The sequence below is a fragment of the Ralstonia sp. 22086 genome (assembly GCF_052045975.1).
In the GTDB taxonomy this organism is placed as follows: Bacteria; Pseudomonadota; Gammaproteobacteria; order Burkholderiales; family Burkholderiaceae; genus Ralstonia; species Ralstonia wenshanensis.
In genome coordinates this window covers 571,479-597,549 of sequence record NZ_JBQEPZ010000004.1, presented here as the reverse complement: position 1 = coordinate 597,549, position 26,071 = coordinate 571,479, and the positions used below count along the sequence as shown (strand labels likewise).

Annotated in this window: 22 protein-coding genes; 5 read left to right on the top strand and 17 right to left on the bottom strand. The window is 65.4% G+C overall.

Features of this window, described 5'->3' with window-relative positions; all coding sequences use genetic code 11:
- Position 1 precedes the first annotated feature (1 nt).
- The 3 genes from ACTJK6_RS20020 to pip all read right to left on the bottom strand — a co-directional run bounded on the left by ACTJK6_RS20020 (position 2) and on the right by pip (position 2,627).
- Positions 2-670, bottom strand: a complete 669-nt coding sequence (locus ACTJK6_RS20020) for an HAD-IA family hydrolase (RefSeq protein WP_440839943.1) — start codon at positions 668-670, stop codon at positions 2-4.
- Between the two features lie 94 nt (positions 671-764).
- On the bottom strand, positions 765-1,670 hold the full coding sequence (locus ACTJK6_RS20015; protein WP_440077688.1) for a LysR family transcriptional regulator: 906 nt from the start codon (positions 1,668-1,670) through the stop codon (positions 765-767).
- 3 nt (positions 1,671-1,673) lie between these two features.
- Entirely contained in the window at positions 1,674-2,627 is a 954-nt protein-coding gene (pip, locus tag ACTJK6_RS20010) for a prolyl aminopeptidase (protein ID WP_316869292.1), read from the bottom strand.
- A gap of 120 nt (positions 2,628-2,747) precedes the next feature.
- On the opposite strand from pip, the gene ACTJK6_RS20005 reads away from it, so the two are divergent.
- From ACTJK6_RS20005 to ACTJK6_RS19995, 3 genes are all read left to right on the top strand, one after another.
- Positions 2,748-3,377, top strand: coding sequence for a TetR/AcrR family transcriptional regulator (locus ACTJK6_RS20005; RefSeq protein ID WP_440839941.1), 630 nt, complete (start codon positions 2,748-2,750; stop codon positions 3,375-3,377).
- The gene (locus ACTJK6_RS20000) at positions 3,377-5,905 is read left to right on the top strand and encodes a PEP/pyruvate-binding domain-containing protein (RefSeq protein ID WP_440839940.1); all 2,529 of its coding nucleotides are present in this window, start codon (positions 3,377-3,379) and stop codon (positions 5,903-5,905) included. Before ACTJK6_RS20005 ends, ACTJK6_RS20000 begins: the two co-directional genes overlap by 1 nt.
- Positions 5,906-6,028: 123 nt before the next feature.
- Positions 6,029-6,175, top strand: coding sequence for a hypothetical protein (locus ACTJK6_RS19995; protein WP_252694076.1), 147 nt, complete (start codon positions 6,029-6,031; stop codon positions 6,173-6,175).
- Positions 6,176-6,235: 60 nt separating this feature from the next.
- Here ACTJK6_RS19995 and ACTJK6_RS19990 read toward each other — a convergent pair whose 3' ends face one another.
- The 5 genes from ACTJK6_RS19990 to ACTJK6_RS19970 all read right to left on the bottom strand — a co-directional run bounded on the left by ACTJK6_RS19990 (position 6,236) and on the right by ACTJK6_RS19970 (position 12,384).
- Positions 6,236-6,922 (bottom strand): Fe2+-dependent dioxygenase, encoded by a 687-nt coding sequence (locus tag ACTJK6_RS19990; protein ID WP_027679602.1) that lies wholly within the window; start codon positions 6,920-6,922, stop codon positions 6,236-6,238.
- Between the two features lie 48 nt (positions 6,923-6,970).
- Positions 6,971-9,199 carry a TonB-dependent receptor gene (locus ACTJK6_RS19985; protein ID WP_440839938.1) on the bottom strand — a complete coding sequence of 743 codons (2,229 nt, stop codon included), beginning with the start codon at positions 9,197-9,199 and terminating at the stop codon, positions 6,971-6,973.
- A gap of 285 nt (positions 9,200-9,484) precedes the next feature.
- Entirely contained in the window at positions 9,485-10,888 is a 1,404-nt protein-coding gene (locus ACTJK6_RS19980) for a ClcB-like voltage-gated chloride channel protein (protein ID WP_440839937.1), read from the bottom strand.
- Positions 10,889-10,940: 52 nt separating this feature from the next.
- Positions 10,941-11,258 (bottom strand): YciI family protein, encoded by a 318-nt coding sequence (locus ACTJK6_RS19975; RefSeq protein WP_232038801.1) that lies wholly within the window; start codon positions 11,256-11,258, stop codon positions 10,941-10,943.
- A 127-nt stretch (positions 11,259-11,385) separates the two neighbouring features.
- A complete protein-coding gene (locus ACTJK6_RS19970) occupies positions 11,386-12,384 on the bottom strand; it encodes a quinone oxidoreductase family protein (RefSeq protein WP_440839936.1) in 999 nt (332 codons plus the stop codon).
- Positions 12,385-12,589: 205 nt separating this feature from the next.
- Here ACTJK6_RS19970 and ACTJK6_RS19965 point away from each other — a divergent pair, with 205 nt between their 5' ends.
- Entirely contained in the window at positions 12,590-13,462 is an 873-nt protein-coding gene (locus ACTJK6_RS19965; RefSeq protein WP_232038803.1) for a LysR family transcriptional regulator, read from the top strand.
- 108 nt (positions 13,463-13,570) lie between these two features.
- On the opposite strand, the gene ACTJK6_RS19960 is transcribed toward ACTJK6_RS19965, so the two are convergent.
- The 7 genes from ACTJK6_RS19960 to ACTJK6_RS19930 form a co-directional block, all read right to left on the bottom strand.
- Positions 13,571-14,296 carry an ABC transporter ATP-binding protein gene (locus tag ACTJK6_RS19960; protein ID WP_440839935.1) on the bottom strand — a complete coding sequence of 242 codons (726 nt, stop codon included), beginning with the start codon at positions 14,294-14,296 and terminating at the stop codon, positions 13,571-13,573.
- Positions 14,293-15,090: an ABC transporter ATP-binding protein gene (locus ACTJK6_RS19955; RefSeq protein WP_232038804.1), complete on the bottom strand. Its 798-nt coding sequence runs from the start codon at positions 15,088-15,090 to the stop codon at positions 14,293-14,295. Before ACTJK6_RS19955 ends, ACTJK6_RS19960 begins: the two co-directional genes overlap by 4 nt.
- 7 nt (positions 15,091-15,097) lie before the next feature.
- Positions 15,098-16,006, bottom strand: a complete 909-nt coding sequence (locus tag ACTJK6_RS19950) for a branched-chain amino acid ABC transporter permease (protein ID WP_232038805.1) — start codon at positions 16,004-16,006, stop codon at positions 15,098-15,100.
- A 13-nt stretch (positions 16,007-16,019) separates the two neighbouring features.
- Positions 16,020-16,901: a branched-chain amino acid ABC transporter permease gene (locus tag ACTJK6_RS19945; RefSeq protein ID WP_232038806.1), complete on the bottom strand. Its 882-nt coding sequence runs from the start codon at positions 16,899-16,901 to the stop codon at positions 16,020-16,022.
- Positions 16,902-17,032: 131 nt separating this feature from the next.
- Complete coding sequence (locus tag ACTJK6_RS19940) at positions 17,033-18,193, bottom strand: ABC transporter substrate-binding protein (protein WP_252694067.1); 1,161 nt, start codon at positions 18,191-18,193, stop codon at positions 17,033-17,035.
- Positions 18,194-18,644: 451 nt separating this feature from the next.
- On the bottom strand, positions 18,645-21,326 hold the full coding sequence (locus ACTJK6_RS19935) for a diguanylate cyclase domain-containing protein (RefSeq protein WP_440839934.1): 2,682 nt from the start codon (positions 21,324-21,326) through the stop codon (positions 18,645-18,647).
- Positions 21,327-21,434: 108 nt separating this feature from the next.
- Positions 21,435-21,875: a surface-adhesin E family protein gene (locus ACTJK6_RS19930; protein WP_260801118.1), complete on the bottom strand. Its 441-nt coding sequence runs from the start codon at positions 21,873-21,875 to the stop codon at positions 21,435-21,437.
- Positions 21,876-22,000: 125 nt separating this feature from the next.
- Between ACTJK6_RS19930 and ACTJK6_RS19925 the strand changes: the two genes are divergently transcribed.
- Positions 22,001-22,801, top strand: coding sequence for a YhfC family intramembrane metalloprotease (locus ACTJK6_RS19925; RefSeq protein ID WP_260801117.1), 801 nt, complete (start codon positions 22,001-22,003; stop codon positions 22,799-22,801).
- Here the strand turns inward: ACTJK6_RS19925 and ACTJK6_RS19920 are convergent.
- Positions 22,798-24,156 carry a sigma-54-dependent transcriptional regulator gene (locus ACTJK6_RS19920; protein ID WP_440839933.1) on the bottom strand — a complete coding sequence of 453 codons (1,359 nt, stop codon included), beginning with the start codon at positions 24,154-24,156 and terminating at the stop codon, positions 22,798-22,800. The genes ACTJK6_RS19925 and ACTJK6_RS19920 overlap by 4 nt on opposite strands.
- On the bottom strand, positions 24,153-26,069 hold the full coding sequence (locus ACTJK6_RS19915) for a sensor histidine kinase (protein ID WP_440839932.1): 1,917 nt from the start codon (positions 26,067-26,069) through the stop codon (positions 24,153-24,155). Before ACTJK6_RS19915 ends, ACTJK6_RS19920 begins: the two co-directional genes overlap by 4 nt.
- Between the last annotated feature and the right edge of the window lie 2 nt (positions 26,070-26,071).

Here is a 26,071-nt window from a genome sequence, read left to right as displayed (position 1 = left end):
CTCATGCGGCAAAACGGCGGGCCCAGGGCAGCAGATCGTCGAGCGTGGGCGAGGTGATTTCCGGCAGCTGCGCGCCCTCCACCGGCGTCAGGCCGACGCGGTTGTGCCAGTACGTGCGCAGGCCGACGGCCGCTGTGCCGAACATGTCGTAGCTGGAGCCCGCAACAAATGCCGCGTCAGCCGCATCCACGCCAAGCTGTTCAAGCGCCATGCGATACGGCTTCGGATCGGGCTTATACACACCCGCCTGCTCGGCCGTGATGACGACATCCCAGGTAACAGGCAATAGCGCAGCGGCTTGCCGGCCCAGCCGTTCCGAGCAGTTGGTGACGATGGCCAGCTTGCAATGCGGCTGGAGCTGGGCCAGCGCTTGCGCTGCGCCGCTCCACGGTGCGAGATGCAACCAGTTGGCTTCCAGTGCTTCCGGGGCGGAAGCCGGCAAGCCAGCGTTCTGCGCGGCCCGCCGCACCATCGCTTCATACGGAACGTACGCGCCACAGCTGTACGTCAGCCGCAGATACTCGGCGCGCCACGTGCGGCCTGCCTGCTCGGAGCCCGCAGCACGGTTCCACAACGACCACGAATCGAGTAGCGCGGTCAGCAGATCGAACAGGATGGCCTTGGGATAGCGGGCGTCGGGAGAAACCGTGGAAGCGTTCACGCTTGTCACCTGCAAATCGGTGGAGATCGATGCCACCGATTGTAGGTACCGCGCAGCGGCTTTCGGTGAAGCCAGGTTGAATCAAAGATTCAGTGACGCTGCATCATGCGCGCCACGGCGGCTGCGGCTTGAAGCGGTTCTGCAGCGCCTGCATGAAGTGACGCGTACGTTGCGGCAACCCCGCGCGGTTGTGCGTGAGCGCGATCACGTTGGCATCCGGCGCCTTCCAGCTGGGCAGCAATCGCACGAGGCGGCCCGCACGCAGATCATCGGCGACATCCCATTCGGAGCGCAGGATCACGCCGCGCCCTTCGCACGCCCACTGGCGGATGACATCGCCGTCGTTGCAGATGAGTTGGCTCGGCACGCGCACGCTGCGGCTCGTGCGGCCCTTGCTGAAGTGCCAGAGCGACACGTCTTCCTTGTTCTCGCGCAGCACGATGCAAGGCAGCGCGGCAAGGTCATCGGGCGTTTCGGGCAAACCGAAGCGCTTCACAAATGCGGGCGACGCGCAGACAAAGCGTGCGTTCGGTGCAATCGCATGGCCGACCAGGTTCGACACCTGCAGCGCGCCAATATGCACCACCACGTCAAACCGGTCCGCCGCTTCGATAAGGGGTGCATCGGACAGCGCCAGTTCGATGTCGACATCAGGGTGCTGCTGCTGGAAATCGGCAATGACGGGGGCGACGTAACGTCGCCCAAACCCCAGCGGCGCATTCACCTTGAGCGTGCCGACCAGACCGCCCCGGCGCGTGTGCAAATCCTCTGACAATGCGTCGAGCTGGCGAATCAGCTCTGCGCCGCGCTCGCACAGCAGCGCGCCCTCTTGCGTAAAGCGCAGGCTGCGCGCGGTGCGATCGACCAGCCGTGTGCCGAGCTTCTTCTCCAGTTGCTGCAGGCGTTGCGACACGGCAGACGGCGTCACATCCAACGCGCGCGCCGTCGCCACCAGGCTGCCGTTGTCCTGGATGGCCAGCAGGAAGCGCAGGTCGGCGGAATCCGTCATGGGTTACTTGCCGGCAAAGCGATCCGTTGCGGCCAGCAGCTGATCGAGGATGCCCGGTTCGGACCACGCATGGCCGGCACCTTCGATCAGGTGGAAGTCTGAATCGGGCCACGCCTGATGCAGCGCATACGCATAGCGCGCGGGGCACGGCATGTCGTAGCGGCCATGCACGATCACGCCGGGAATGCCCGCCAGCTTGTACGCCTCGCGCAGCAACTGGCCCTCTTCCAGCCAGCACTGGTGCGTGAAGTAGTGATTCTCCAGCCGCGCGAAGGCCAGGGCGAAATGGTCGTCGGCGTGCTTGGCGCTGTTGCTCGGGTCGGGCAGTAGCGTAATGGTCTCGCCTTCCCACACGCTCCAGGCGCGGGCGGCTTCGATCTGCCTGGCGGTGTCATTGCCGGTGAGCACCTTGCGATAGGCGGCGATCATGTCGCCGCGCTCGGCCTCGGGAATGGGCGCCTGAAAGCGGGCCCATTTCTCGGGGAACATCTCCGATACGCCGTACTGGTAGTACCAGCGCAGCTCGGCCTGCGTGACGGTGTAGATACCGCGCAACACGAGTTCGCTCACGTGCTGCGGATACTTCTGCGCGTAAGCGAGTGCCAACGTCGAACCCCACGAGCCGCCAAAGACAAGCCAGCGCTCGGCGCCGGCAATGGCGCGCAGGCGTTCGATATCGGCCACGAGATGCCACGTGGTGTTGGCCTCCAGCCCCGCGTGCGGCGTCGACCGCCCGCAGCCGCGCTGGTCGAACAGCATCACGTCGTAGCGTGCGGGATCGAACACGCGGCGATGATCAACCGAAACGCCGCCACCCGGCCCCCCATGCAGGAACACCGCGGGCTTGGCACCGGGCGTGCCAACGCGCTCGTAGTAAACCGTGTGGCCATCGCCCACGTCGAGCATGCCGGTTTCATAGGGCTCGATGGGCGGATATAGCGTGCGCAGTGCAGTCATGGTCGGTCCTGTCAAAAGGTTGCCGGAAGAATGGGCTGATTCTACATAGGGGCTCTCGCTTGCACATATTTTTGAACGACGTATAAAATTGCACATCGTTTAAACAATGGTGTGCCCATCATGTCGTCCAACCCGATCCCCATTGAAGCCGGCCGCCGCGAGCGCAAGCGCAACCAGACGCTGGACCACCTGGCGGCCACCGCCTTCTCCCTGTTCGAGCAGCACGGTTACGACACGATGACGATGGAGCAGATTGCAGCGCAGGCCGATGTGTCCAAGGGCACGCTGTACAACCACTTTCCGGTCAAGGAAGCCCTGTTGGCGCACCAGTTCCACGCCGAACTGGCGGCAGGCGGCGCGCAGTTGCGTTCGCAGATCGAGGCGCAGCCGGATTTCGCCTCCCGCCTGGCGGTGCTGCTTTCCGCCTCGGCCGATTGGTGCAACGTGCGCCGGCCCTATCTGGCCGCGTATTTCCGCTACCGCTTTGCCAGCGCCGACCTGGCCGCCCGCAACCGTGACCCGGAGAAGCGCAGCGGGCTGGAAGCGGTGTTCATGGCGCTCATCGACGCGGCGCAGCGCTCGGGCGAGCTTGACACCCGATTCGATGCCGAGCAGCTCGCGGGGCTGTTCGAGTATCTGTATCTCGGCGCGCTCATGCGCTGGCTGGCACGTCCCGAAACAGACCTGCACGCGGGTTTCTCCGCCGTCATCGACCTGTTCCTGCACGGCATGGCCCGCAAGGAGGCTTGATGAACCCGCTCGTGCTCGATTGGCCGGCTGCAGCGGCGGCTGGTGCCGCTGTGGCGGGCGGCAAGGGCTGGCAGCTTGGCCGGATGTCGAAACTCGGCGTGCCGGTGCCCGATGGTTTCGTGCTGGCCGCGGACGCCAGCCTCCGGCGGAATCACGGAGAGGCGGTGCCCGATACGGTGCTGGCTGCCATCGCGCAAGCGCTGGCCGCGCGCGGCTGGCAAAACACGCCGCTGGCTGTGCGCTCTTCCGCGCCGCAGGAGGATTCCGCGCGACGCTCGTTCGCGGGCATTCACGAGACGCGACTGAACGTGATGGGCATGCAGGCGCTGGCGGACGCGGTGCGCGCAGTGTGGGACTCGGCGCATGCACCGCAAGCGCTGGCATACCGCGAGCGCTTTGGCATCGACACGACAGACCTGGCGATGGCCGTGGTCATCATGCCGATGCTGCCGGCACTGGCCGCAGGCATCGCGTTTACGTGTGACCCGCTGACGGGCCGCGACGACCACATCGTCGTCAACGCGCACTGGGGCCTGGGCGAAGCGCTGGTGGGCGGCCATGCCGATGGCGACGTCGACCGGCTGGAAGTTGCGCCGCAAGACGACACGCTGCATGTGGTCGAACGCCGGATCGGCACGAAGCACCGCATGACGCGGGCGCTGTCCGAAGGCGGCACCGCACTCGCAGACACCGCCACTGCGGACGCCCGCCGCGCCGTGCTGGACGACGCGCAGCTCATCGCCTTGGCCACGGTCGCGCGCGACACGGCCCGTGCGCTCGACTTTGCCCAGCCCCGCTATGACATCGAATGGGTCTGGGACGGGCAACGCTTCTGGATCGTGCAGGCGCGCCCGATCACCACGGCCGCCCGCCAGACTTACGCCGCACTCCAAACCCAGCCGACGTTCTGGACGCGCGGCAACACGCGCGAGGTGTTTCCCGCGCCGCTGTCGCCCATCGACTGGACGCTCTATGGTCACGCAGCCAACCGGATGCTGATGCTGGCGTACTCGCTGGCAGGCTACGCACTGCTGCCAGGGCTGGCGCGCGCCAGGCTGTTTGGTGGCCGCGTGTATCTGGATGTCTCGTTGATGCAGTGGGAGGCCTTTGACGCGTTCGGCATTGCACCAGAGGCCATCAACCGCATGCTGGGCGGCACGCAGCCCGAGATTGCGCTGCCGCGCGCCACATGGCCGCAACGGCTGGCGCGTGGCGCGCGGCTTGTGCGTTATCTGTGCAGCGCCGGCGCCGCGCGCCGCCATGCACAGAGCGATCTGAACCGCGCCCGCAAGCAGGCCGCGCAATGGCGTGAAGACGCCTGGCCGGCATCGACCGCAGAGCTGGCCACCTGCCTGCGCGACCGCTTCAACATCGCGCGCCGCGCAGACGGCCTGTTCTTCCTGCAAGGCTCGGCGGGCGGCTCCGTTTCGGGCCTGGTCGACGTGATCGAAAAACAGTGCCCTGGTGAGGGCCACGCCCTGGCCGCCGCGCTCATGGCCGGCGCTGAACCCAGTGTTACCGCGCAGCAAAGCTACGAACTGATGGCCCTGGCGCAAACGGCCGCCGCCGATGCCGAGGCGCTCGCCTGGCTTCGCGCCGACAACCGCATCGGCACGCAATGGGCGCTGCAACTACCGGCGCACAGCCCGTTCCGCCAGCACTTCAGTACGTTTCTGGAGCGCTACGGGCACCGCGCCATTGAAGAGAGCTACTTCCGCCGCCCGCGCTGGCGCGAGCAACCCGACTATGTGCTCGACCTCGTCGTCGGGCTGATCGGCAGCGACGCGAATGCCGTGCGGCAACGGCAGCTGGCTGCCTCCAAGCGTGCGTGGGCGCGCCTGCCGTTCTGGCTGCGCCCGATTGTGCGGGGGATGCTCAAGGGTGCCGTGCGCGATAGCAACCAGCGCGAAGCCGCGCGCAGCGCACTGGTGGCGTATCTGGACGCGCTGCGCATCGGTCTGTTGAAACTGGCTGACAGGCTTGTCGGCGAAGAAGGACTCGATGCGCCCGAACACATTTTCAACCTGACGTTGGACGAATGCGTTGCCGCGGGCACCGGTGCGCTGCCTCGGCGCTTCGCCGGCCAGCGCGCGCGTGAACGCTGCCAGCAATTGGACGATTGGGCCGCCGCGCAGGAGCCGGACATCCTCACCGAACATGGCGAGGCACGGGTCGGGACCAGCGCGCCAATCGCCCTCACAGGCGATGCGTGGAGCGGCACCGCCGTAGGCGCAGGCTCGGCACGGGGGCAGGCTCGGCTCGTCGATCACGCGGCTGCCGGCACGGCGCTGCAAACGGGCGATATCCTGGTCGCCCCCAGCACCGACCCCGCCTGGACGCCGCTTTTCCTGAAGGCCGGCGGGCTCGTCATGGAAACCGGCGGCTACCTCTCGCACGGCGCCATCGTGGCGCGGGAGTTCGGGATTCCGGCGGTGGTGAACCTGCCCGGCATCCGGGCACAGTTGGAAGACGGCGAGACGATCTGCGTGGACGGCAATGCCGGCACGGTCAGCAGAGTGGCCGATTAGGCACGCATATGTGGCGATGAGGCGACACTGGCAAATGCGATTTGCTGCGCCGCAATATTCGGACTAACATTCGGGTATTCCCTACTAGGGTTATCCCTAAATCAGTCCTCAGAAGGAATCGCCATGAACACCGTCGCTCTCAAAGCCGCCCCCGCCTCGCGCCTCGCCCGTTTCTGGCAAATCGTGCGCCGTGAAGCCAGCCGCGCCGTCGCGCTGCACGTGGAAAGCTGCGGCATGATGGCCGAGCTGTATCGCCGTTCGGGCCACTAAGCCGAAGCGCACGGCTCACAGTGCGCCGCACCGCCACGGGTGTGACGCTGGGCGCTCAGATCAGGTCTCGCTCCACTGCCGCATCAGGTTGTGATACACGCCGATGAGCGTGCGGCGCGCGGTGGCATCCGCGTCGGTCTGGTTGAGCGTCTGGATGGCGTTGTCCAGGTCGAACAGCATGGCGCGCTGCGCGTCATCGCGAATCAGGCTCTGGATCCAGAAAAAGCTCGCTACGCGCACCCCACGCGTGATGGGCGTCACCTGATGCAGGCTCGTTGCCGGGTAGATGACCAAGTCGCCGGCATTGAGCTTGACGCTGTGCATGCCGTATGTGTCTTCAATCTGCAGTTCGCCGCCGTCATAGCTGGCGGGGTCTGACAGAAACAGCGTGGCCGAGATGTCGGTGCGCAGCTTTGTGCCGTTGTGCGGGTGGATGCGCACGCTGCCATCGACATGCGCGCCGAAGGTCATGCCCTCGCCGTAGCGGTTGAACATGGGCGGGTACACCACGTTCGGCAACGCCGCGCTGATGAAGCGCGGATGCCGCTCCAGCACGCTCAGGATGAGCTGCTGGCACTGCAGGGCCACTTCTGCGCCCTCATCAATCTGCTGGTTGACCTTGACCGGCGCCCCCGAATATCCGGCCGACACGCGGCCATCGACCCAGGCATCGCCCGCGTTATCGAGCAGATCGCGCAGCGCAGCCACCTGCGCGGCGTTGAAAACGTTCGGAATGCAGACAAGCATGGCGCTCGAAAGAAACGGGGATGCAGCCGAGGGCCCATCCCCCAGCCATTACATCCGATAGACCACCGAGAGCATCGCCGCACGGCCGGTGCCCGGCACGGCGCGACCGCCATCGGACGGAATCAGCGCATCGTAATACGTCTTGTTGAACACGTTGAACAGGTTCAGCCGCACGTCGTATTTCGGCTGATGGTAGGCCAGCATTGCGTCCCAACGCACGAAGCCGCCCGTCTGCACGGTGTTGGTGTTGTTGGCATACCGCTGGGACATGTAGAACGCGCCCGCACCCACTTCCCAGTTCGGCACAAAGGCGTAGCTCGTCCATACTGTGGCCGAATGCTTGGGCGTGTTGGCCGGCGTCATGCCCTGTGTGCCCGCGGCAATGCCATTGACGATCTGCGCATCCAGATACGTATAGCCCGCGAAGATCTGCAGCTTGTCGGTGACATGGCCCGTGGCACCCAGGCGCGCACCGCGCACGCGGATCTTGCCGGCCGACGTGTACGTCGTGCTGTCGATCTGTGTGCGGGCGTTGTCCTTGGTGATCTGGAACAGCGCCGAGCTGACCGACAGATCGCCGTTGAGCAGATCCCACTTGCCACCGGCTTCATACGACTTGTTCTTCTCCGGGTCCAACCCCTGCTGGCCCGTGGTGCCCACGAGTTGTTCCAATGACGGGTTGAACGACGTGCCGTACGACACGTAGTACGACTGCCAGTCCGTCGGTTGCCAGATGCCGCCCAGGCGCGTGCTGACAAAGTTCACGGTCTGCTGCGCATACGGCAGCGCGGTGATCTTGGCCGACGCCGGCGTGTTCGCCGAATTCAGCGAGTTCGAAATGCTCGCCACATAGCGGTCGTAGCGCAGGCCGGCCACCGCCTTCCACTGCTTGGTGAATTCGATCGAATCGTTGAAGTACGCCGCCACCGTGTTGGCCGAGCCGCCCTGCAGGTTGCCCAGGCTCGACGGCGTGCTGGCCGGAGACGTGGTGTAGCTCGGGCTGACCAGTGGCTCGCACGAGACGAAGCCGCTTGTCATGCTCGACTGCGCCAGCGGCGTGCCGTTGCACGAGCCGTTGCGGTAATAGTTTTGGTTGTCGTAACCGTCGTGGCCGAACTCGGTGCCGACCAGCAGCGTGTGCTTGACCGAACCCGTATCGAACTTGGCTGTCAGCTCGGTCTGATTGAACAGCGAATAGTCACGGATGCGGCGGTCATGGCTTTGCAGGCGCACCGACAGCGCCGAGAGCGGCAGATTGCTGTTGGTCAATGCCGTGAACACGCCCGACGAATTGACCGTACCCACCGCGTTGGGCGCCGTCTCGCGCGCATCGGTCTGTACGTAATTGAACTGCGTCTGGTTACGCAGGCGCAGGTTGGGCGAGAACTTGTGATCGATATTCGCCGAGAACGACGCCACGTCCTGTGTGGTGCGGTCGTCGGTGTAGCCGTAATACGTCTTGGGGCTGACGTTGACCGGGTGGCCGTTGAGGTTGGGCAGGCCGTAATCGGGCATGTCGCGGTTGTGCTGCAGCAGCGCGGACAGCGTCACCTCGGTTGGCGTGCCGATGCCGAAACGCCACGACGGCGCGATGCCGAAATCCTGCGCGGTCATTTCGTCGCGCGTGCTGGTCTTGCCGTTCTGCGCCATCGCGGCGATGCGGAAGGCGGAGGTATCGGACGTCGGCGTGTTGACGTCGGCGGTGGCGCGCACCAGGCCGTTGGTCGTGACCGAACCGGTGATTTCCGTGGCCGCCTTCAGCTTCGGCTTCTTCGTCACCTGGTTGATGACGCCGCCCGTTGAACCGCGGCCGAACAGCATCGACGACGGGCCCATCAGCACTTCCACCGAATCGAGGGCGAACAGGTCGCGGTAGTACTGACCGCGATCACGGAAGCCATCAAGGTAGATGTCGGTACGCGCCGAGAACCCGTTCAGGTTGATGTTGTTGCCGATCTGCCCGCCTTCGGCCGCACCGATGGTGATGCCCGGCACGTTGCGTAGCGCATCGGCCAGCGAGCTGCCGCCTTGCGCATCGGTCAGCGCCTTGGGCACGACCGTCACCGATTGCGGCACATCGCGCAGGTTCTCGGGCAGCTTCGAGATGGAGCTTTTGGCGGCGTTGTAGTCGTCGCGCGGGGCAGACCCCTTCACAACGGCTTCCGGCAACGTGGTGGTGGCCGGTGCCTGGGCTAGCGTGGCCTGCTGGGCAAGTGCGACGGTGGGGGTGGCAAACAGAGCCAACAGGGCGCTGGCGACGGGCGTGCGGCGGTTCATTGCGTGGTTTCTCCGGCGGCGCTCTTCTATTGAGTGCCAGCCGCTCCGGAACGCCCTCCTGCGCCCGTGCCGCCGTGCACGAGAGCGCACTACGAATTGCGGACGCAAATATAAATGATAACGATTCGCAACAGCAACAAAATGTCGCAAAAACTCCTGAAAGTTCCCGGAAACGCACAATTCAAAGAGGCTTATAGAGCGCTTTTCCTTGGATTTAGCTGACTTGGCAAGCTTGCCATCAAGGAATATCTGTGGTCGGGCGCCTCCCAAACCAGCAATGCGTACCTATTTCTGCGTGCCCGGTGAGGGCGATGGAAGGTGCTGCGCATCGTCGCCAGCATCTGCACGGTTGCGCGCCAGCGCACGCGCATACACCGACGGCGCACCGGCTGCATGTGCCGTCACATAGCCGGTAATACACGCCAACATGAGTGGCAGCACCACCTGATACGACAGCGTCATCTCGAAGATCATCAGGATCGACATGAGCGGCGCATGGGTGGTGGCTGCCAGCAGCGCACCCATACCGACCACCGCGTAGCTGACCGGCACCGGCGCAGCACCCGGCAGCAGCGCGTGCATGCCCGTGCCGTACAGCAAACCGAGCGCCGCGCCACAGAACAGCGTGGGTGTGAACACGCCACCCACCGCGCCAGAGCCCGCGCTCGACGCCGTCGCCACCACCTTGCAGATCAGCACCAGCGCCACCGTCTGCCAGAGCCACGGCTCGTGCAGAAAGCTATTGACCACGCTGTAGCCGTTGCCCCAGACCTCGGGCACGCCCGTGGACAGCGCACCGACAATCAACCCGCCGGCCGCCAATCGCAGCGTGAGCGGCAGCTTGGTCTGTGCAAACGCATCACGCGCGCGGTCAATCAGCCCCAGCAGCAGCGGCCCCACCATCCCCGCCGCCAAACCCAGGCCCAGATACGTCAGCACTTCCCAGCCGGAAACGAAATCGAAGTGCGGCATCTCGTAGACCGCCCCGTACCCGAAGAACTGGCGCACCACGATATCGGCGGTGACAGCCGCCACCAGCAGCGGCCCGAGCGTTGCCGTGGTGATGACGCCGAACACGATTTCACAGACAAACACGGCGCCCGAGATGGGCGCGTTGTAGGCAGACGTGATGCCAGCGGCCGCACCGCAAGCGACCAGCAGACGCAGTTGCTCGACCGGCACCGGCGTCCAGCGCCGCAGTACCCGGCCGACCAGCGAGCCGCACATTGCTGCCAGTTGCACCATCGGCCCTTCGCGCCCGATGGACGCGCCGCTGGCCACGGAGCACAACGACGACGCACTGCGCACCAGGCTCTGGCGCGCGCTGAGCACGCCATGGCCCACGGCAATGGCTTCCATATAGTCTTCCGAGCCTTTTCGGGGGATCCACTTCAGGCCCACCTGCAAGGTGATGCCTGCCAGCAGTCCACCTACCGTCGGCACCAACAGACGCGCCCACCACGGCAGCGCGCGTGCCGTGGCCACCAAACCCTGGTCCGTACCGGAGAGCCACCATTGCAGATGGCGCAGGCACTCGCGAAACAGGATCGTCGACAAGGCGCCCGCGCAGCCGATCACCCCGGCGATCACGAACACCAGATGCTCGCGACCGAACGGCAGCCGGGCAGTCGCGCGCCGCCACCATGGCTGGCGCGGCACTTCAGATTGAGGCGGCGGCGTGTCGGTCATGTCGGTTCGCGCAAGGACAAGCCGACATAATAGCGGCGGCGCCGCACCGGTTTTAAGTCGACGTCGCGACCAGGGCGTCTGGCAACCACGCCTGCGGTGTATCAGCACTCCGACGATTCGGGCCCCAGGCAATGACGCGCGCCTGCACGAGGTTTTCGATGACGAAAGGGTCGCGCGCGACGATGTCGTCGATCTCTTCGCGGGATTCGGCACGCGCCAGGATGCCGCCGCCCTCACGCGGGAAGAACGGCCCCGACATCAGGAAGTGGCCGCTCGCATAGTGCGCGTCCAGATGCGCGCGGTGCGCAGGCAGCACCCGATCGAGTGCTTCGAGCGGTGCGGTGTAGTTGAAAAGAATCAGGTACAGCATGCGATGGCTCCTTGTGGGATGAGGTCAAACCTTCGAAACGCGAGACCTGGCAGCGTGAAGCAACGATGCTGAGTGCCCCGCAGAAATGGGTACGCTTTGTACGGAAACCCTTCGGCGCGCGGGGTTCTCAAGGGCACAAGAGCAACGCCCCTGAAGTCTGTCCGGCTTCCAGCGCGGCGTGCGCGGCGGCCGCATCTTCCAACGCATAGGTACCGCCCACCGGCACGCGCACGCCATCCAGCATGCGTTGCAATGCCGCCTGCGCTCCAGTTCGGTAGTTCGACAGATCGGCCATGTAGCGGATGACACCCGGCCGCGCCAACGCAATGGACCGCGCTGGTCCGAGCGCTGCAAGGTCGACAGCATTGGTCTGGGCGTTGCCGACATCGCCTGCTTGTCCGATGCTCGCCACCATGCCGAACGGCCGCGTCACTGCCAACGAGGTCTGCAGCATCGCGCCGCCAATGCCGTCGATCACGTAGTCGACGCCTTCCCCGCCGGTAAGCTGCAGCACGGCTTCGCGCACATCCTGCTGGCGATGCAGCACAACGTGGTCTGCGCCGTGGCCCAGCGCGACGGCGGCCTTGGCTTCGCTGCCAACCGTGCCGATCACACGCGCACCCTGGCGCTTGGCCCACTGCACCAGCAACACGCCCAGGCCGCCGGCTGCAGCGTGTACGAGCAGCGTATCGCCGGCGCGCGTCTGCCGTACCCGCGTCAGCAGCATGTGTGCAGTGATGCCGCGGACCAACGTGGCTGCCACGGTTTCGTCATCCAGCGCATCGGGCAAGGCAATCGCCCGTTCGGCCGGGATGTTGCGGTGGCTGGCGTAGCCGCCGGGCGCGCCGTCCATCAGGCCGGCCCAGGCCACGCGCTGTCCAACGACAAAGCCGCGCACTTCCGACCCCATCGCTTCCACCACGCCAACGCCCTCTACCCCGAGCACCGCTGGGAATGCCGGCACCGGGTACAGCCCGACACGGTGATACACGTCGACAAAGTTCACGCCGATGGCCGTGTGCCGCACCGTCAACTCGTTCGGCGCAGGCGGCGCCAACATCAGGCTGGCGGGCCGCAAACCCAATGCCGGTCCGGGTTCGCGCAGTTGGATCACCTTGGCATGCATGGCAAATGTCCTCGCAGAAATAGGTACGCTTTTCGGTTTGGTGGATGACGGGTACTGCGTTCGTCACGTTGTGAAAGAAGCGTAATCCGTTCAGAATCACCCGGGAATTCACAAAAACCGATCAGCTTCTGTGCAAAAAAGCCCAGGTCGGCCAAAAAATGCGCGCGCCCCGGCGCGTGCGGCGGCGGCCGAACCTTCCTCTTCCTTGCAGTGGGATGACGTGCGCTACTTTCTCGTGCTGGCGCGCGAGGGCAGCTTGTCGGCCGCTGCACGGCGGCTGGCGGTGGAACACACCACGGTAGCGCGGCGTGCCGATGCCTTGGAGCAATCGTTGGGCGTGCGCCTGTTCGACCGCCTGCCGCGCGGCTGGCGCCTGACCGCTGAAGGCAACGCACTGGCCGAGCGCGCTGAGCGCATGGAGCAGGAAGCCGCCGGCTTTGCGCGTGCGGCAGCGGGCGCGGGCAGCTTGCGCGGGACGGTGCGTATCTCCGCGCCACCCACGGTGGCCAGCCACATCATTGCGCCAAACCTGGCGACACTGCGCCGGCAATGGCCCGGCATCGACCTCGTGCTGCTGGGCGAAAAGCGCAACGCCAACCTGATGGCGCACGAAGCCGACTTGGCGGTGCGCTTGTCGCGTCCGACGTCATCGACCTTGGCGACACGGCCATTGGGCGACCTCGGCTACGGTCTGTACGCCACCGCAGAAGTACTCGCACGCCCCGAAGCCGAATGGGAATTCATCGGCTACGACGAAAACCTGCGCCACGTCCCGCAACAGCGCTGGCTGGACAACTACGCAGGCGAACGTCGCGTGGTCTTACGCTGCAGCGATTTGGCCGCAATGCATCAGGCGGCGCTGGCCGGACTGGGTGTCGCGGCGCTGCCTCACCTGCTTGGCGCGCCCGCAGAAACGGGTACGCTTTTGCGCCGATTGCCCATCGACGACCCTGCATTGCATCGAGAAATCTGGTTGGTGATCCACCCCGACGTTCGACGCTCACCGCGCGTGCGGGCCGTGGCCGACGCATTGATCGCCCTGTTCGATGCACAGCGCCACGTCTTGGCAGGGATTTGAACGTACGCAGAAACGGGTACGCTTTTGGATGAAAATGAACCGCAAACCCAATGGATATGCGGTTCTTACGCCTCGGCAATATTGCATGCCGAGGCGCATTCGGAACGCTCAGCCGCCCAGGTAGGCTTCGAGCACGCGTGGATTGCCCAACAGGTTTTTGCCGCTGTCAGCCAGCACGATCTCGCCGGTTTCCAGTACGTAGCCGTGCTGCGCGATCTTCAACGCCTGACGCACGTTCTGCTCGACCAGGAAAATCGTCAGACCCTCGGCATTGATGGTGCGCAGGATGCGGAAGATCTCCTGCACGATGATCGGCGCAAGGCCCATCGAGGGTTCATCCAGCAGCAGCACGCGCGGGCGAGCCATCAGCGCGCGGCCAATGGCCAGCATCTGCTGCTCGCCGCCCGACAGGTTGCCGGCCATGCCATCGATGCGTTCCTTCAGGCGCGGGAACAGGTGGAACACGCGCTCCAGATCCGAGGCGATCTGCCCCTTGTCCTTGCGCGTGTAGGCGCCCAGCTCCAGGTTCTCGCGCACCGTCATCGTGGTGAGCGTGGCCCGCCCTTCGGCCACCTGCACGATGCCCCGCTCCACACGCTTGTGGGCGGACCACTGCGTAACGTCTTCGCCCTCGAACAGGATCTGGCCGCGCACGTCACCCTGCGACTTCGGGATCAGGCCCGAGAGCGCCAGCAGCGTGGTCGATTTGCCCGCACCGTTTGCGCCCACCAGCGAGGTGATTTCGCCGGCCTTGAGCGCAAAGTCGATGCCCTTGACGGCTGCGATGTGCCCGTACGACACATCCAGCCCTTTGACTTCCAGCAACGTGGTCATGCCGTCTCCTTCTGCGCGGCATCGCCGTTCGCGTCATCGTCGTCATCGCGGCCCAGGTACGCCTCGATGACTTGCGGGTCATTGCGGATCGCCTCGGGCGGCCCTTCGGCGATGATGCGGCCGAAGTTGAGCACCGCGATGCGCTCGCACAAGCCCATCACGAAGCGCATGTCGTGCTCGATCATGAAGATCGTGTAGCCGCGCGCCTTGATGTTTTCGATCTCGGCCATCAGGTCGACCTTCTCGCCGGTGTTCATACCGGCGACGGGCTCGTCGAGCAACAGCAGCTTGGGTTCGGTGGCCAGCGCCCGCGCGAGTTCGAGCTTGCGCTGGTCGCCGTACGAGAGGTTGTCGGCAATGTCGTGCGCCTTGTGGTCGAGCTTGACCCACGAGAGCAGCTCCAGCGCCCGGTCGCGCGCGCGGCGCTCGGCAGCGCGGTACTTGGGCAGCGACAGCAGCAGGCCCGGTGCCCCGTAGTCCAGATGCCGGTGCATGCCCACCACGACGTTCTCCAGCAGCGTCATCTCCTTGAAGATGCGGATGTTCTGGAACGTGCGTGCGATGCCCATCTGCGTGATCTGGTGCGGCTTCTTGCCGACAAGATTTTCGCCGTTGAACGTCAGCGAGCCGCCCGTGGGTGCCAGCAGGCCGGTGATCAGGTTGAAGACGGTCGTCTTGCCGGCGCCGTTCGGGCCGATCAAGCCGAAGATGGTGCCTTGCGGCACTTCTATGTTGACGTCCTGCAGCACCGACAGGCCGCCAAAGCGCTTGGAAATGGAGGTGAGTTTCAGCATGGCGGCCTCAGTGCGATTCATTGGAAGCGGCCGGGGTGTTGCCCGTGCCCGGCATGGTGCCGCCGCGCTTGATGCCGAACCAGCGCGCGAAACGCGCCGGATCCCAGATGCCCTTGGGCAGGAACAGCACGATCACCATCAGGATCACGCCGTTGACGACCAGGCGGAAATCCTTGAACGCACGCAGCAACTCGGGCAGCAGCGACAGGATCAGGCTGCCGAGCACCGGGCCCGTCAGGCCGTTGGTGCCGCCCAGGATCGTCATCGTGAGAATCTCCACGCCGCGATCAAAACCGAACTCGTTCGGGCCGATGAAGAACGTCAGATGCGCATTGAGTGCACCCGCGAGCCCGGCGATGGCCGCACCCAGCGTGAACGCCAGCAGCTTGGTGCCGGCCACGTTGATGCCCATGAGGCCAGCAGCGGTTTCGTCTTCCTTGATGGCCTCGAAAGCGCGGCCAACCTTCGACCGACGCATGCGCGCCAGCACGAACAGCGTCGCCAATACGGCCAGCGCCACGTGCCACCACTCGGTCAGCTGCGGAATGCCGTTCAGGCCCAGCGCGCCGCCGGTCCAGTCTTCGGTGTTCAGGATCAGCACGCGCACGACTTCGCCAAAACCAAGCGTGGCCATGGCCAGATACACGCCGGAAAGACGCAGCGTGGGCCGCCCGATGACCACGGCCACCACGGCCGGCGCCACCATGCCGCCCAACAGCGCGACGGAAAACGGCATCTCGGCGTTCATCGTCAGCAGCGCCGCCGTGTAGGCGCCGATGCCCATGAAGGCCGCATTCGCCATCGCCAGCAAGCCGCACGACAGCGTCAGGTAAATGGACAGCGCCAGCAGCGCATTGATGCCCAGCGTGAGCACCAGGTTGCTGTAGACCGACCAGAAGTTGTCGAACCATTCCATGTCGTCGGTCTCCTTATGCCTTGCGTTCCAGCACCTTGCCGAACAGCCCTTGCGGCCGCACCAGCAGGATCAGGAACAGCAAGCCGAACGCCACCGCGTCGCGCATGGTCGAGCCGATGTAGGCCACCGACAGCACTTCGGCAAAACCGAGGAACAGGCCGCCCAACATTGCGCCGCGAATATCGCCCAGGCCACCCAGGATGATGACCGCGATGCCCTTGTGCAGCATCGGCTGGCCCATCAACGGGAACACGGCGTTGGAGTACAGGCCGATCAGCACGCCCGACAACCCGCCCAGCGCGGCGGCGGCAAACGAGGTCAGCAGGAACAGCCCTTCGACATTGATGCCGAGCAGCGCCGCCGCCTTCGGCGACTCTGCGATCGCGCGCAGCGCGCGGCCGAGTTGCGTGCGCTTGAGCAGCAGCATGAGCGCGCCCATCAGCACGAACGACAGCACGATGATGCTCAGCTCGAGCGGCGTGAGATGAATGCCGCCCAAGTCTAGGGAGGCATCCGACACGAGCCCCGCCGGGAAGCGCAGGTTCTCCGCCCCGAACACGCCCTGCATGGCGTTATTGATGGCGATGCCCGCACCGATGGTCCCGATCATCGGGATCAGGTGCGGCGCGTTGCGCCGGCGCAGCGGGCGCAGCAGCAGCACATCGATGATGAGGCCGGCCACGCCACTCACGGCAAAACCGACGGCCAGCGCCGCCCATAGCGGCAGATCGAAGTGGAGGACGACCTGCAGCGCCGCATAGGCACCGAGCATGAAGACCGCGCCGTGCGACAGGTTGATCACGCCCAGGATGCCGAAAACCAGCGTGAACCCCAGGGCGAACAACGCATACACGCAGCCGAGCGACAGCGCATTGACGAGTTGCTGTTCCAGCATGATGAATCAGAGTGAGGTGCGGCCGAAGGGGACCAAAGCAGTCACCAAAGCAGCCGCAAAAAAAGCGATGGGGCGTAGGTTTAGCTACGCCCCGCCTGTCTCGTTCAAAGGGTTTCAACGAGAACCGAAGATTACTTCTCGATGGTGTACTTGCCGTTCTTGGTCACGCTCACGATCGGCGTCTGCACGGCGTCGTAGCCGGCCGGCTTGCCGCGTGCCGTCACCTGGCGGAAGGCAAACGCGCCCGTCGCGCCGGTGTGCTTGACTGCCGGCAGTGCATCGCGGATTGCCTTGCGATCGGCTTCGAGGTTGCCGCTGAACTTGACCGTCTTCAGCGCCTTGCTCGCGATGTACATGGCGTCATACGCCTGCGCGGCGAACTGGTCCGGCGCGGCCTTGTACTTGGCGGTGTAGGCGGTGATGAACTTGCTGTTCTCGGCCGTGTGGTTCTCGATCGACCACGGGCTGCCCACCCACAGGTTGTCGGACTTATCCTTGGCCAGGTCGAACACCTTGACCGAGTTCATCCCATTGCCGCCGATGACCGGCACATTCAGGCCGAGCTGACGCGCCTGCACCATGATCGGACCACCTTCGGCAATCAGCGCCGACAGCACGATCGCATCCGGGTTCGTCGCCTTGATCTTCGTGAGTTGCGCCTTGAAGTCGACGTCGCCCTTGGCAAAGGTCTCGGTGGTTGTCACCGGAATCTTCAGGTCTTCGAGCGCCTTCTTGAAGTTGTCGTACCCGCTCTTGGTGAAGACGTCGTCGTTGCCGTAGAGCACGGCCACTTTCTTCACGCCGGCCTTCTTCACAACGGTCTGGATCGTGGCCGGCAACACGTCGGCTTCGGTCACGGAATTGCGGAAGACGAAATCGCCGATGCTGGTGATGCCGTCTGCGGTGTTGGAGGTGCCAAAGGCGACCGTCTTGGAAGCCTGCGCGATCGGGTCGGCCGCCTGTGCCGAGTTCGACAGCGTGGGGCCGAACACCATCGCCACCTTGTCCTGGAAGATCAGCTTCTTGAAGACGTTGATGGCTTCTTCCTTCTTGCCCTGCTCGTCTTCGATCACCAGTGCGATCTTGCTGCCGTTGATACCGCCCGCGGCGTTGATCTCATCAGCGGCCAACTGGAAGCCGTTGCGGATGGCCACGCCGTACTGAGCTGCGCCGCCCGACAGCGCTTCGGCCACACCGATCTTGATGTCCTGGGCCGCAGTTGCCGCGCCCGTTGCGATTGCCGCCCCCGCAGCCACTGCCGTCAACAGCAGCCGTTTGATCATTTTTTGCATGCGAACCTGCTCCTTGTTTGTCCGTCGCGATTGCTTGAATGCGATGCGTCTCGAAGATGCGCTGGCCCAACACCGTCGCTCCCCCCGCATGCGCCCTGCATCGCGTCCGGACGCTCGCCTGCCGGGTTTCGCGCCACGAAGACAAGACAACGTTGGCGAAACGGCGGAAGACCTGCCGGGCGAGCGATGCCGGATCGGGCATGCGTGCACCGGAAGTGCGTCGGAGTGTGAAGCGAAGGCGCCATGGGTACAGCGCTCTTGTGCGACGCGCCGGGGTGGCCGGCACGTGCAGTCAGTCGCGGGACTTTACCGGAAAGCGCACGACCGTGCGATAGGGGATTGTCCGCCGCCCGGCCTGGGGGGCGGTCATTGCGGCGCAACATTGCCTGCGCAACACCGTCAGGTCGACGTGGAGCGTACCCGTTTCTGCGTGCCTTGCCGCACTGCGAAATCAGCCCGTGGGCAGCTCGTCGGCGCTGACAAACAAGCCCTTGCCACGCGATTTGGCTTCGTACAACGCCTCGTCGGCGGCTTCGAAGACGACGCTCTGCGCCAGCGTACGCGCGTCGAAGGTTGCGATACCGATGCTCGCGCCCACCTGCACCATCGCCTCACGCAGGCGAAACGGCTTGTTGCATGCGGCAAGGATATTCGCGGCAACCGTCTTTGCGTCGCCCGGGTGCGACAGGTGCTCCAGGATGACGGCAAACTCGTCACCGCCAAAACGCGCCACGCCGTCATACGGGCGCACAGCACGCGCCAGCCGCTGCGCGAAAGTACGCAGCAGCGCATCGCCAACGGCATGCCCGTGCGTGTCGTTGACCACCTTGAAGTGGTCGAGATCGATCAGCAGGAGCGCTCCGGTCGATCCATTCACACGTGCCTGGTCCAGCGCCCCCTGCAAACGCGCTTCAAAGCCGGCACGGTTGGCCAGGCCGGTGAGGTGGTCGGTGGTGGTCAGCGCGCGCAGGCGCAGCTCCTGCTTCTTGCGCTCCGTAATATCCAGCGTAACCGAATGCACACCCGCCACGCGGCCCTGCGAATCGAACTGCGGAAGATAGCTGACCTCTTCACACCGGTATTGATCGAGGGCCCCGGTCTCGCGCTCGAAGACCATCGTCTCTCCGCCCAGCGCACGCTGCAACGCATCGCGGAGGTTGCTGTAAGCGTCGTCCCCCACGACTTCGCGCAGCGTCTGCCCGAGCATGCTCACGGTCGATCGTCCATACGCTTTCTCGTAGGCGGCATTCAGGAAGCGGAAGTGCTCCTTGGTGTCGATGAAGGCCACCAGCGCGGGCAGCGCATCGGTCACGGTCTGCAGCGTTTCGCGGCTGCGCTGCAGCGCTTCCTTGGCGGCCTTGTCCTGCGTGATGTCGCGCATGACCGACGAGAAATACTCCATACGCCCGGCAGGATCGCGGTGCGCGATGATCATGTGGTTGATCGGCACGACCTGACCCTCGGCACCTCGCGCGGTGGTTTCGCCAATCCATACGCCATCGCGCGAGGCTGCGGGTACGGCCACCTCGCGCAGCCAGCCCATTGTCTCGGGCGGGTAGAAATCCGCAACCGTCAGGCCTTGGAGATTGGCACCCGGCGCAATGCCGGCAAAGCGGCGGCCGGCCGGATTCATGTAGGTGACGTTGCCCTGTACGTCGCTTTGCGCAACGAAGTCGGTGGTGGAGTCGAGGATCTTGGTCAGCACGCGCGAGGCTTGTTGCGCCCGCGCCCGCACGGTGATGTCTTCCATGGCCCCAACGTGGCCGACCACCTCGCCGTCCACCCGCACCGGCGCTGTCGTGACCACCAGCAGTCGCTCACCCAGGCCTGGCACGATCACGCGCTGCTCGGCGTTGTAGCCGGCCCCGCGTGCAACCGCATCGCGCCAACCGGCCATGGTGGCATCCCGGTCGTCCGGATGCAGACGTGCGAGCCACACATCGGCCAGCGCCTCTTCATGCGTTGCACCGAGCAGCCGGCGATACGCCTCGTTGGTATAGACGGTCCGCCCCTCCGCATCCGAGCGGAACAACCCGAGCGGCGACGCATCGTTGACGGCTTCGAGTTCGGCGCGCTGGCGGACGACCTCGTCCATCAGCTTATGGAACGCCGTTGATACTGCGTCGATTTCCGCAGAGGTACTGCCCAGCTCGAGCGGAGGCGCGTTGCGCAAGTCCGTGGCCGAAAGCTGCGTCATGGCTGAATGCAACCGGCCAAGCGGGCGCAACAGCCACAGCATCGCCGCCCACACCGATGCGCCGATCATCGCCGCCAGCACCAGGAGCGACCAGCGAAAACGCTGGCGCATGAGGAAGAGCTGCCGGTTGGCCTCGGCGCCGGGCAACACCGCAGCGAGGGTCCAGCCGGCCGAGGTGATGTCTTGCGTGGTGACCACGTCGCCACCGCGATCAGGCAGTGCGTCCGGATTCGCGTAAAAGGCTGCGGCCACCGCCGGATCGGCATCGAGCGGCGCCAGCGTCTTGTCGGCCTGGGGGTGGACGATATAAACGGGGTTGTCACCTCGCGTGGCCAGGTAGACATGGCCGGTCTGGCCCACGCGCATGTCGCGCATGTCGCCCAGAAAGTTCGGCTTGAGCAGGTACAGCGACGCGCCGATCAGCCCGACGAGATTGCCATCCTGATCATGCACGGGCGCGGCCATGATGACGATGGGCTCGCCGCCCACACGGTTGCGCAGCGGTGCGGAGATGGTCGGCTGGTCGACCACCATGACCTGCCTGAAGTAATCCCGATCCGAAATGTCGATGCCGACCACGCCCGCGCGGTGCGGCGAGGTGGCTGTCACCTTGCCGTCAGCCGAGGCCAGGAACACGCCGTCGAACAGGCCGCTGGCCGGCTGGATGGAGCGGTAGAACGCCGCTTCTTGCGCCGGCGTGTCGAAGTGTACGGTGCGCATCTGCTGCGCAGTGCGCTCGAGCACGCCCAGGTATGTGTCCAGCCGCTGCTTCAGGTCTTCCGCCGACTCCTTGACCATGGCCGTCTGCTGCGCCTTGATCTGCGCCATCACCTCGCGGCGGATCGGCTCGCGTTGCGACCAGCCGAACACGCTCACCACCGTCACGCTGATGACGGTCGCCATGATGGCCGCCTGCGACTTCAGGGTCAGTTTCATCAAACGGTCGGCTGGCGCCGGCGCCCCTCGCGGCCGGCGTCTTGTTGTGGTGTGAGGGCAAACACCATAGTGCTATGCCCGCCGATCAATGTCGAGTCGCCGCCGTGTCTAACGGCGGCCGCAGACATAGGCGGCCGAGCGCGCCGCGAGCGTACCGGGGCGGATGCGCATCCAGTGCGCGCCGGCTGCGGTATCGGTATCGAGCGTGGCGCCGTCGGGACCGCGCACCACGTAGTCGACCAGGCGGATGCGCTGGCGATGGCAGTCGATCTCCTGGCGCGAGAGGATCATCGTGCCGGGCCGGTAATGGGCGCCATGGGCGCGGCGTTCACTGCGCTTGAGCACCGTGCGCGCCAGAAAAATTTTGTGACCGGTACGGTTGGAGCGCAGCGACGTGCGATCGATGGAAGCCACGACGGACGTCGTCGTCAGGTATTGGTGCCAGCGTGCGGCCTGGGCAGGCACCGCCATGCCGAAGGCGCCCGCGCCGACACTGCATATCCAGATCCACCGCCACATCATGCGTTTCACGACCGTCCGTCCTGCCATATCAAGAAGCCAAGAAGCGGCATTGCTGCCGCAGGTACGTATTGTAACAATCGGCCCACAAGACTCGCGCCAGCACGCTCAGGTAGCATGCGGCCAACTCGATTGCCCGACTGTCTCCATCCGCCATGTTCACCGTCGCCATCCCTGCCCTTGTTGCCCACGCCATCGCGGCCTTGCTCATCGCAAGCGTGCCCGTCGTAGCGTGGTTCTGGCTGCGGCGGCGCTTCGACCTTGCATGGCGCGACATCGGCGTGGGCGCGGCGGTGTTTGTGGTGTTTGCGTTGGTGCTGGAACGCACGCTGCATTTGTACCTGCTGCAGCTCAACCCGACCACGGCGCACTGGCTGCGCATGCCCGTGCTGTTCGTCATCTACGGCGCGCTGATGGCCGGCTTGTTCGAGGAAAGCGGCCGCTGGCTCGGCCTGCGTTTTCTCGTGCGCAAGCCGGGGGGTGCCGCCACACCGGTGGCGTATGCGCTCGGTCACGCGGGCATCGAAGCCTGGCTGGTCGGTGCGGCATCGCAGGCCCAGATGGTGATGTTCGGCATTGCCAGCAACCGCGGCGAGCTGGAATCGCGCCTCGCGGCCAGCGGTGCCGATGCCATGGTCGGGACCATCCATGCCATGCTGGCGCAGCTGTCGCCGTGGCTGGCGCTCGGTGCGGTGAGCGAGCGCCTTGCGGCGATGCTGATCCAGTTCACGCTCACGCTGGTGGTGTGGCACGCGGTGCGGCAGCGGCGGTTTGTGATCGTCGTGCTGGCGGTGTTGCTGCATGCGCTGGCTGACTTGCCCGCTGCGCTGTACCAGGTACATGTGCTGCCCCTGGCGGTGACCGAAGCGATCTACGCCGTGGCCGCCGTGCTGCTGGCAGCAACGTGCTGGCCTCCGCAAGGCGGCCGCAAGATCGGCGAATCCTCGCTGCGCTAACTGCTGCGGAACTTGTCCGGCTCGATGCCGTGCCGGTTGAGCTTGTCGTATAGCGTCTTGCGCGGCACGGCGAGCAAATCGGCCGCACGGGCAACGTTGCCCTCCGTGGCGCGCAGTGCTTCTTCGATGGTGGTGCGTTCGACCGCCATCATCCGACCGGCCAGGGAATGCTGGCTCGCCTCTGAAACCACCAGGCCGTCGTCCAATCCGAGGCAAAAGCGCTCCGCCACGTTCTTCAGTTCGCGCACGTTGCCGGGCCAGTCGTGGTGCTGCCAGCGCATCATGTCTTGCGCAGACCAATCGGGCGCCGCACGCTCGTAGCGCACCGCGGCCTGCTGCAGAAAGTGGGCCATCAGCAGCGGAATGTCTTCGGCACGCTGGCGCAGCGCCGGCAGCGCAATCGACACGACGTTCAGGCGGTAATACAAGTCCGCGCGGAACTGCCCGTGATCGGATGCCTCCTTCAGGTCGACCTTGGCGGCAGCCACCACACGGCAATTGACCGGCACGCTCGCGTTACTGCCCAGCCGTTCGATGCTGCGTTCCTGCAGCGCTCGCAGCAGCTTGGCCTGCAACGCCAGCGGCATCGATTCGATCTCATCCAGGAACAGCGTGCCGCCATCTGCATATTCCATCTTGCCGATGCGGCGGCGGTTGGCACCTGTGAAAGCGCCCGCCTCGTGGCCGAACATCTCGCTCTCGAACACGGACTCCGGCAGCGCCGCGCAATTGAGCGCGACGAACGGCCCGCGACGTCGGCTGCCTTCGTGAATGGCGCGCGCGAGCACTTCCTTGCCCGAGCCGGTCTCGCCCGTCACGAGGATGTCGGCATCGGTCGGCGCCAGCGCGGTGACGAGCCGGCGTACGTTCTGCATGACGGCGCTCTGGCCGATCAATAGGTACGCCTGCCGGCCCTGCAGCGCTTCACGCAAACGCAGGTTTTCGGACGTGAGCCGGCGCTTCTCCAACGCACGCCGCACCACGTCGACGAGGCGCTCTGAGTGGAACGGCTTCTCCATGAAGTCGTATGCGCCCGCGCGCATGGCGGCCACGGCCATCGTCACATCGCCATGACCGGTGATGAGGATGACGGGCAACTGGCGGTCGTGCCGCAGCATCTCGCGCAGCACAGCCAGGCCGTCGCGGCCGGGCAGGCGCACGTCGGTGACGACCACGGCCGGCGTTTGCGTGGCGAGTGCGGCCAGCGCGCTTTCCGCGTCGGCAAAGGACTGCACCGGCACGTCGGCCAGCGAGAGTGCCTGCTCGCAGCCCAGGCGCACGACGTCATCGTCTTCGATCAGGAATACGGGCGCGTGGTCGATGGGGGAAGGGTCTGGCGTGCCGTGTTCAGTCATGTGGGTTTCACAACGCGTTCAAGCTCGATGATGAATTCTGCGCCACCTGCATCGTCACCCGCATTGCGGCCTTCGAGCCGGCCGCCAAAGTCTTCGATGATCGCCAGCGAAATCGCCAGCCCGAGCCCCAGGCCCTGACCATCGTCCTTGGTGGTGAAGAACGGCTCGAACAGGCGCGGCAGCACATCAGTGGAAATGCCCGGACCGAAGTCGCGCACGGTGATGCGTACCCATTTCTCGATGGGCTCGACGCTTACGCGCACGGTAGCCGATTCGGCGACCGGTCCCTCGGCGGTGGCATCAATGGCATTGCGGATGAGGTTGACGAGCACCTGCTCAAGCCGCACGGCGTTGGCCCAGACCGCAAGATCAGCTGGGACGGGTTCGGTCACCACCGTCACCCCGGCCTGGCGGCGACGGGTCTCGACCAGCATCAGCGCCTGGCGAATCGCTTCGTCCACCGACACGGCCGCGCGTGCCGCATCGCCCTTGCGCGAGAACGCCTTGATGTGCGAAACGATGCGGCCCATGCGTTCGGCAAGCTGGCTGATGTGCGTGAGGTTGCCGCGCACTTCGTCGATGCGGCCGCGCTCGGCAAGCTGGTTGGCGTTGTCCGACAGCGTGGTTAGCGCGGTAAGCGGCTGGTTGAGTTCGTGCGTGATGCCGGCGGCCATCTGGCCGAGCACAGCGAGCTTGCCGGCCTGCACGGCAGCATCGCGCGTTTCACGCAGGATGCGTTGCGCGGCATCGAGCGCTTCGACCTTGCCGGCCAGCGCGGTGTTGGCGGACGTCAGCTCCGCAGTGCGCTGTGCGATCCGTGCTTCCAGATCACGCTGGATTTCGCGCAGTGCGGCGCGCGCGCGGTGTTGCTCTTCGCGCCGGCGCGTACGCAGGCGCAAAGCCACGAGTACGGCGAAGATCAACGCCATCGCAAACGCTGCACTTGCACCGGCCACCAGCGCGGTACGCTGCTCGTCGCGAGGGTCGATCAACACGGCGACCTGCCAGCCGAGCAGGCCCACCGGGCGGTACTGCACACGCAGCGTCGACGCCGATTTTCCGGGCAACGCCACGCGCACGGTCTGCGGCGGGTGGTCCGCAGAAAAGGGTACGCTTGCGGCTTGCCCGTCGCGCATTCCGAGCGGCGTGAGGTTGTGGGGGGCGTACTGGCGCGTCGCGTCGAGTGCTACGCGCTGGTCCGCGCTCAAGGTGCCGAGTGTGCGGTATTTCCACTCGGGTACGGACGACAGGAAGATCACGCCGTACCGATCCACGAGCAGCACCGTATCGCCGCTGCGCGACAACGTGGCCTCGAATGCATCGAGGTTGACCTTCACGACGACCACGCCGATCGGCTTGTTGTCTTCGCGCACGGGGGCGGCCACGAAATAGCCCGTCTCGCCGGTGGTATTGCCCACGCCGTAGAAGCGACCCAGCCCTTCGCGCATGGCCTCGACAAAGTACGGGCGGAATGCGTAGTTCTGGCCGACGAACGAGGTCGGCAGATCCCAGTTGCTGGCCGCAATCGTGAGGCCGGTCGTATTGATCAGGTGCGCAGCGGCCAGATCGGTGGCCGCCTGCACTTCCTTCAGATAGGCATTGGCTGCGCGGCGCATGACAGCGTCGCCAGCCTGGGGATTCTCTTGCAGTGCGACGTGCAGCACATGCTCCAGCGCCGCCAGCCTCGGCAATGATTCATAGCGGGCCAGCGTGCTGCGCAGGTTCTGTGCGTAGAAGGTGGTGCGCTGGCCCGCCTCTTCGGCGCGCGTGGCAACGTAGCGTTGCAGGGCGATGGCGTAAGCGCCCCACCCCGCTGCCGCACAGCACGCCGCCATGGCCAGCGCGACGGCCATGCGCCAGCCGCGCCCGTGTGCGGGGTGGGCAAGGTCGGCGTGGCCGTCGGTTGGCGACATGG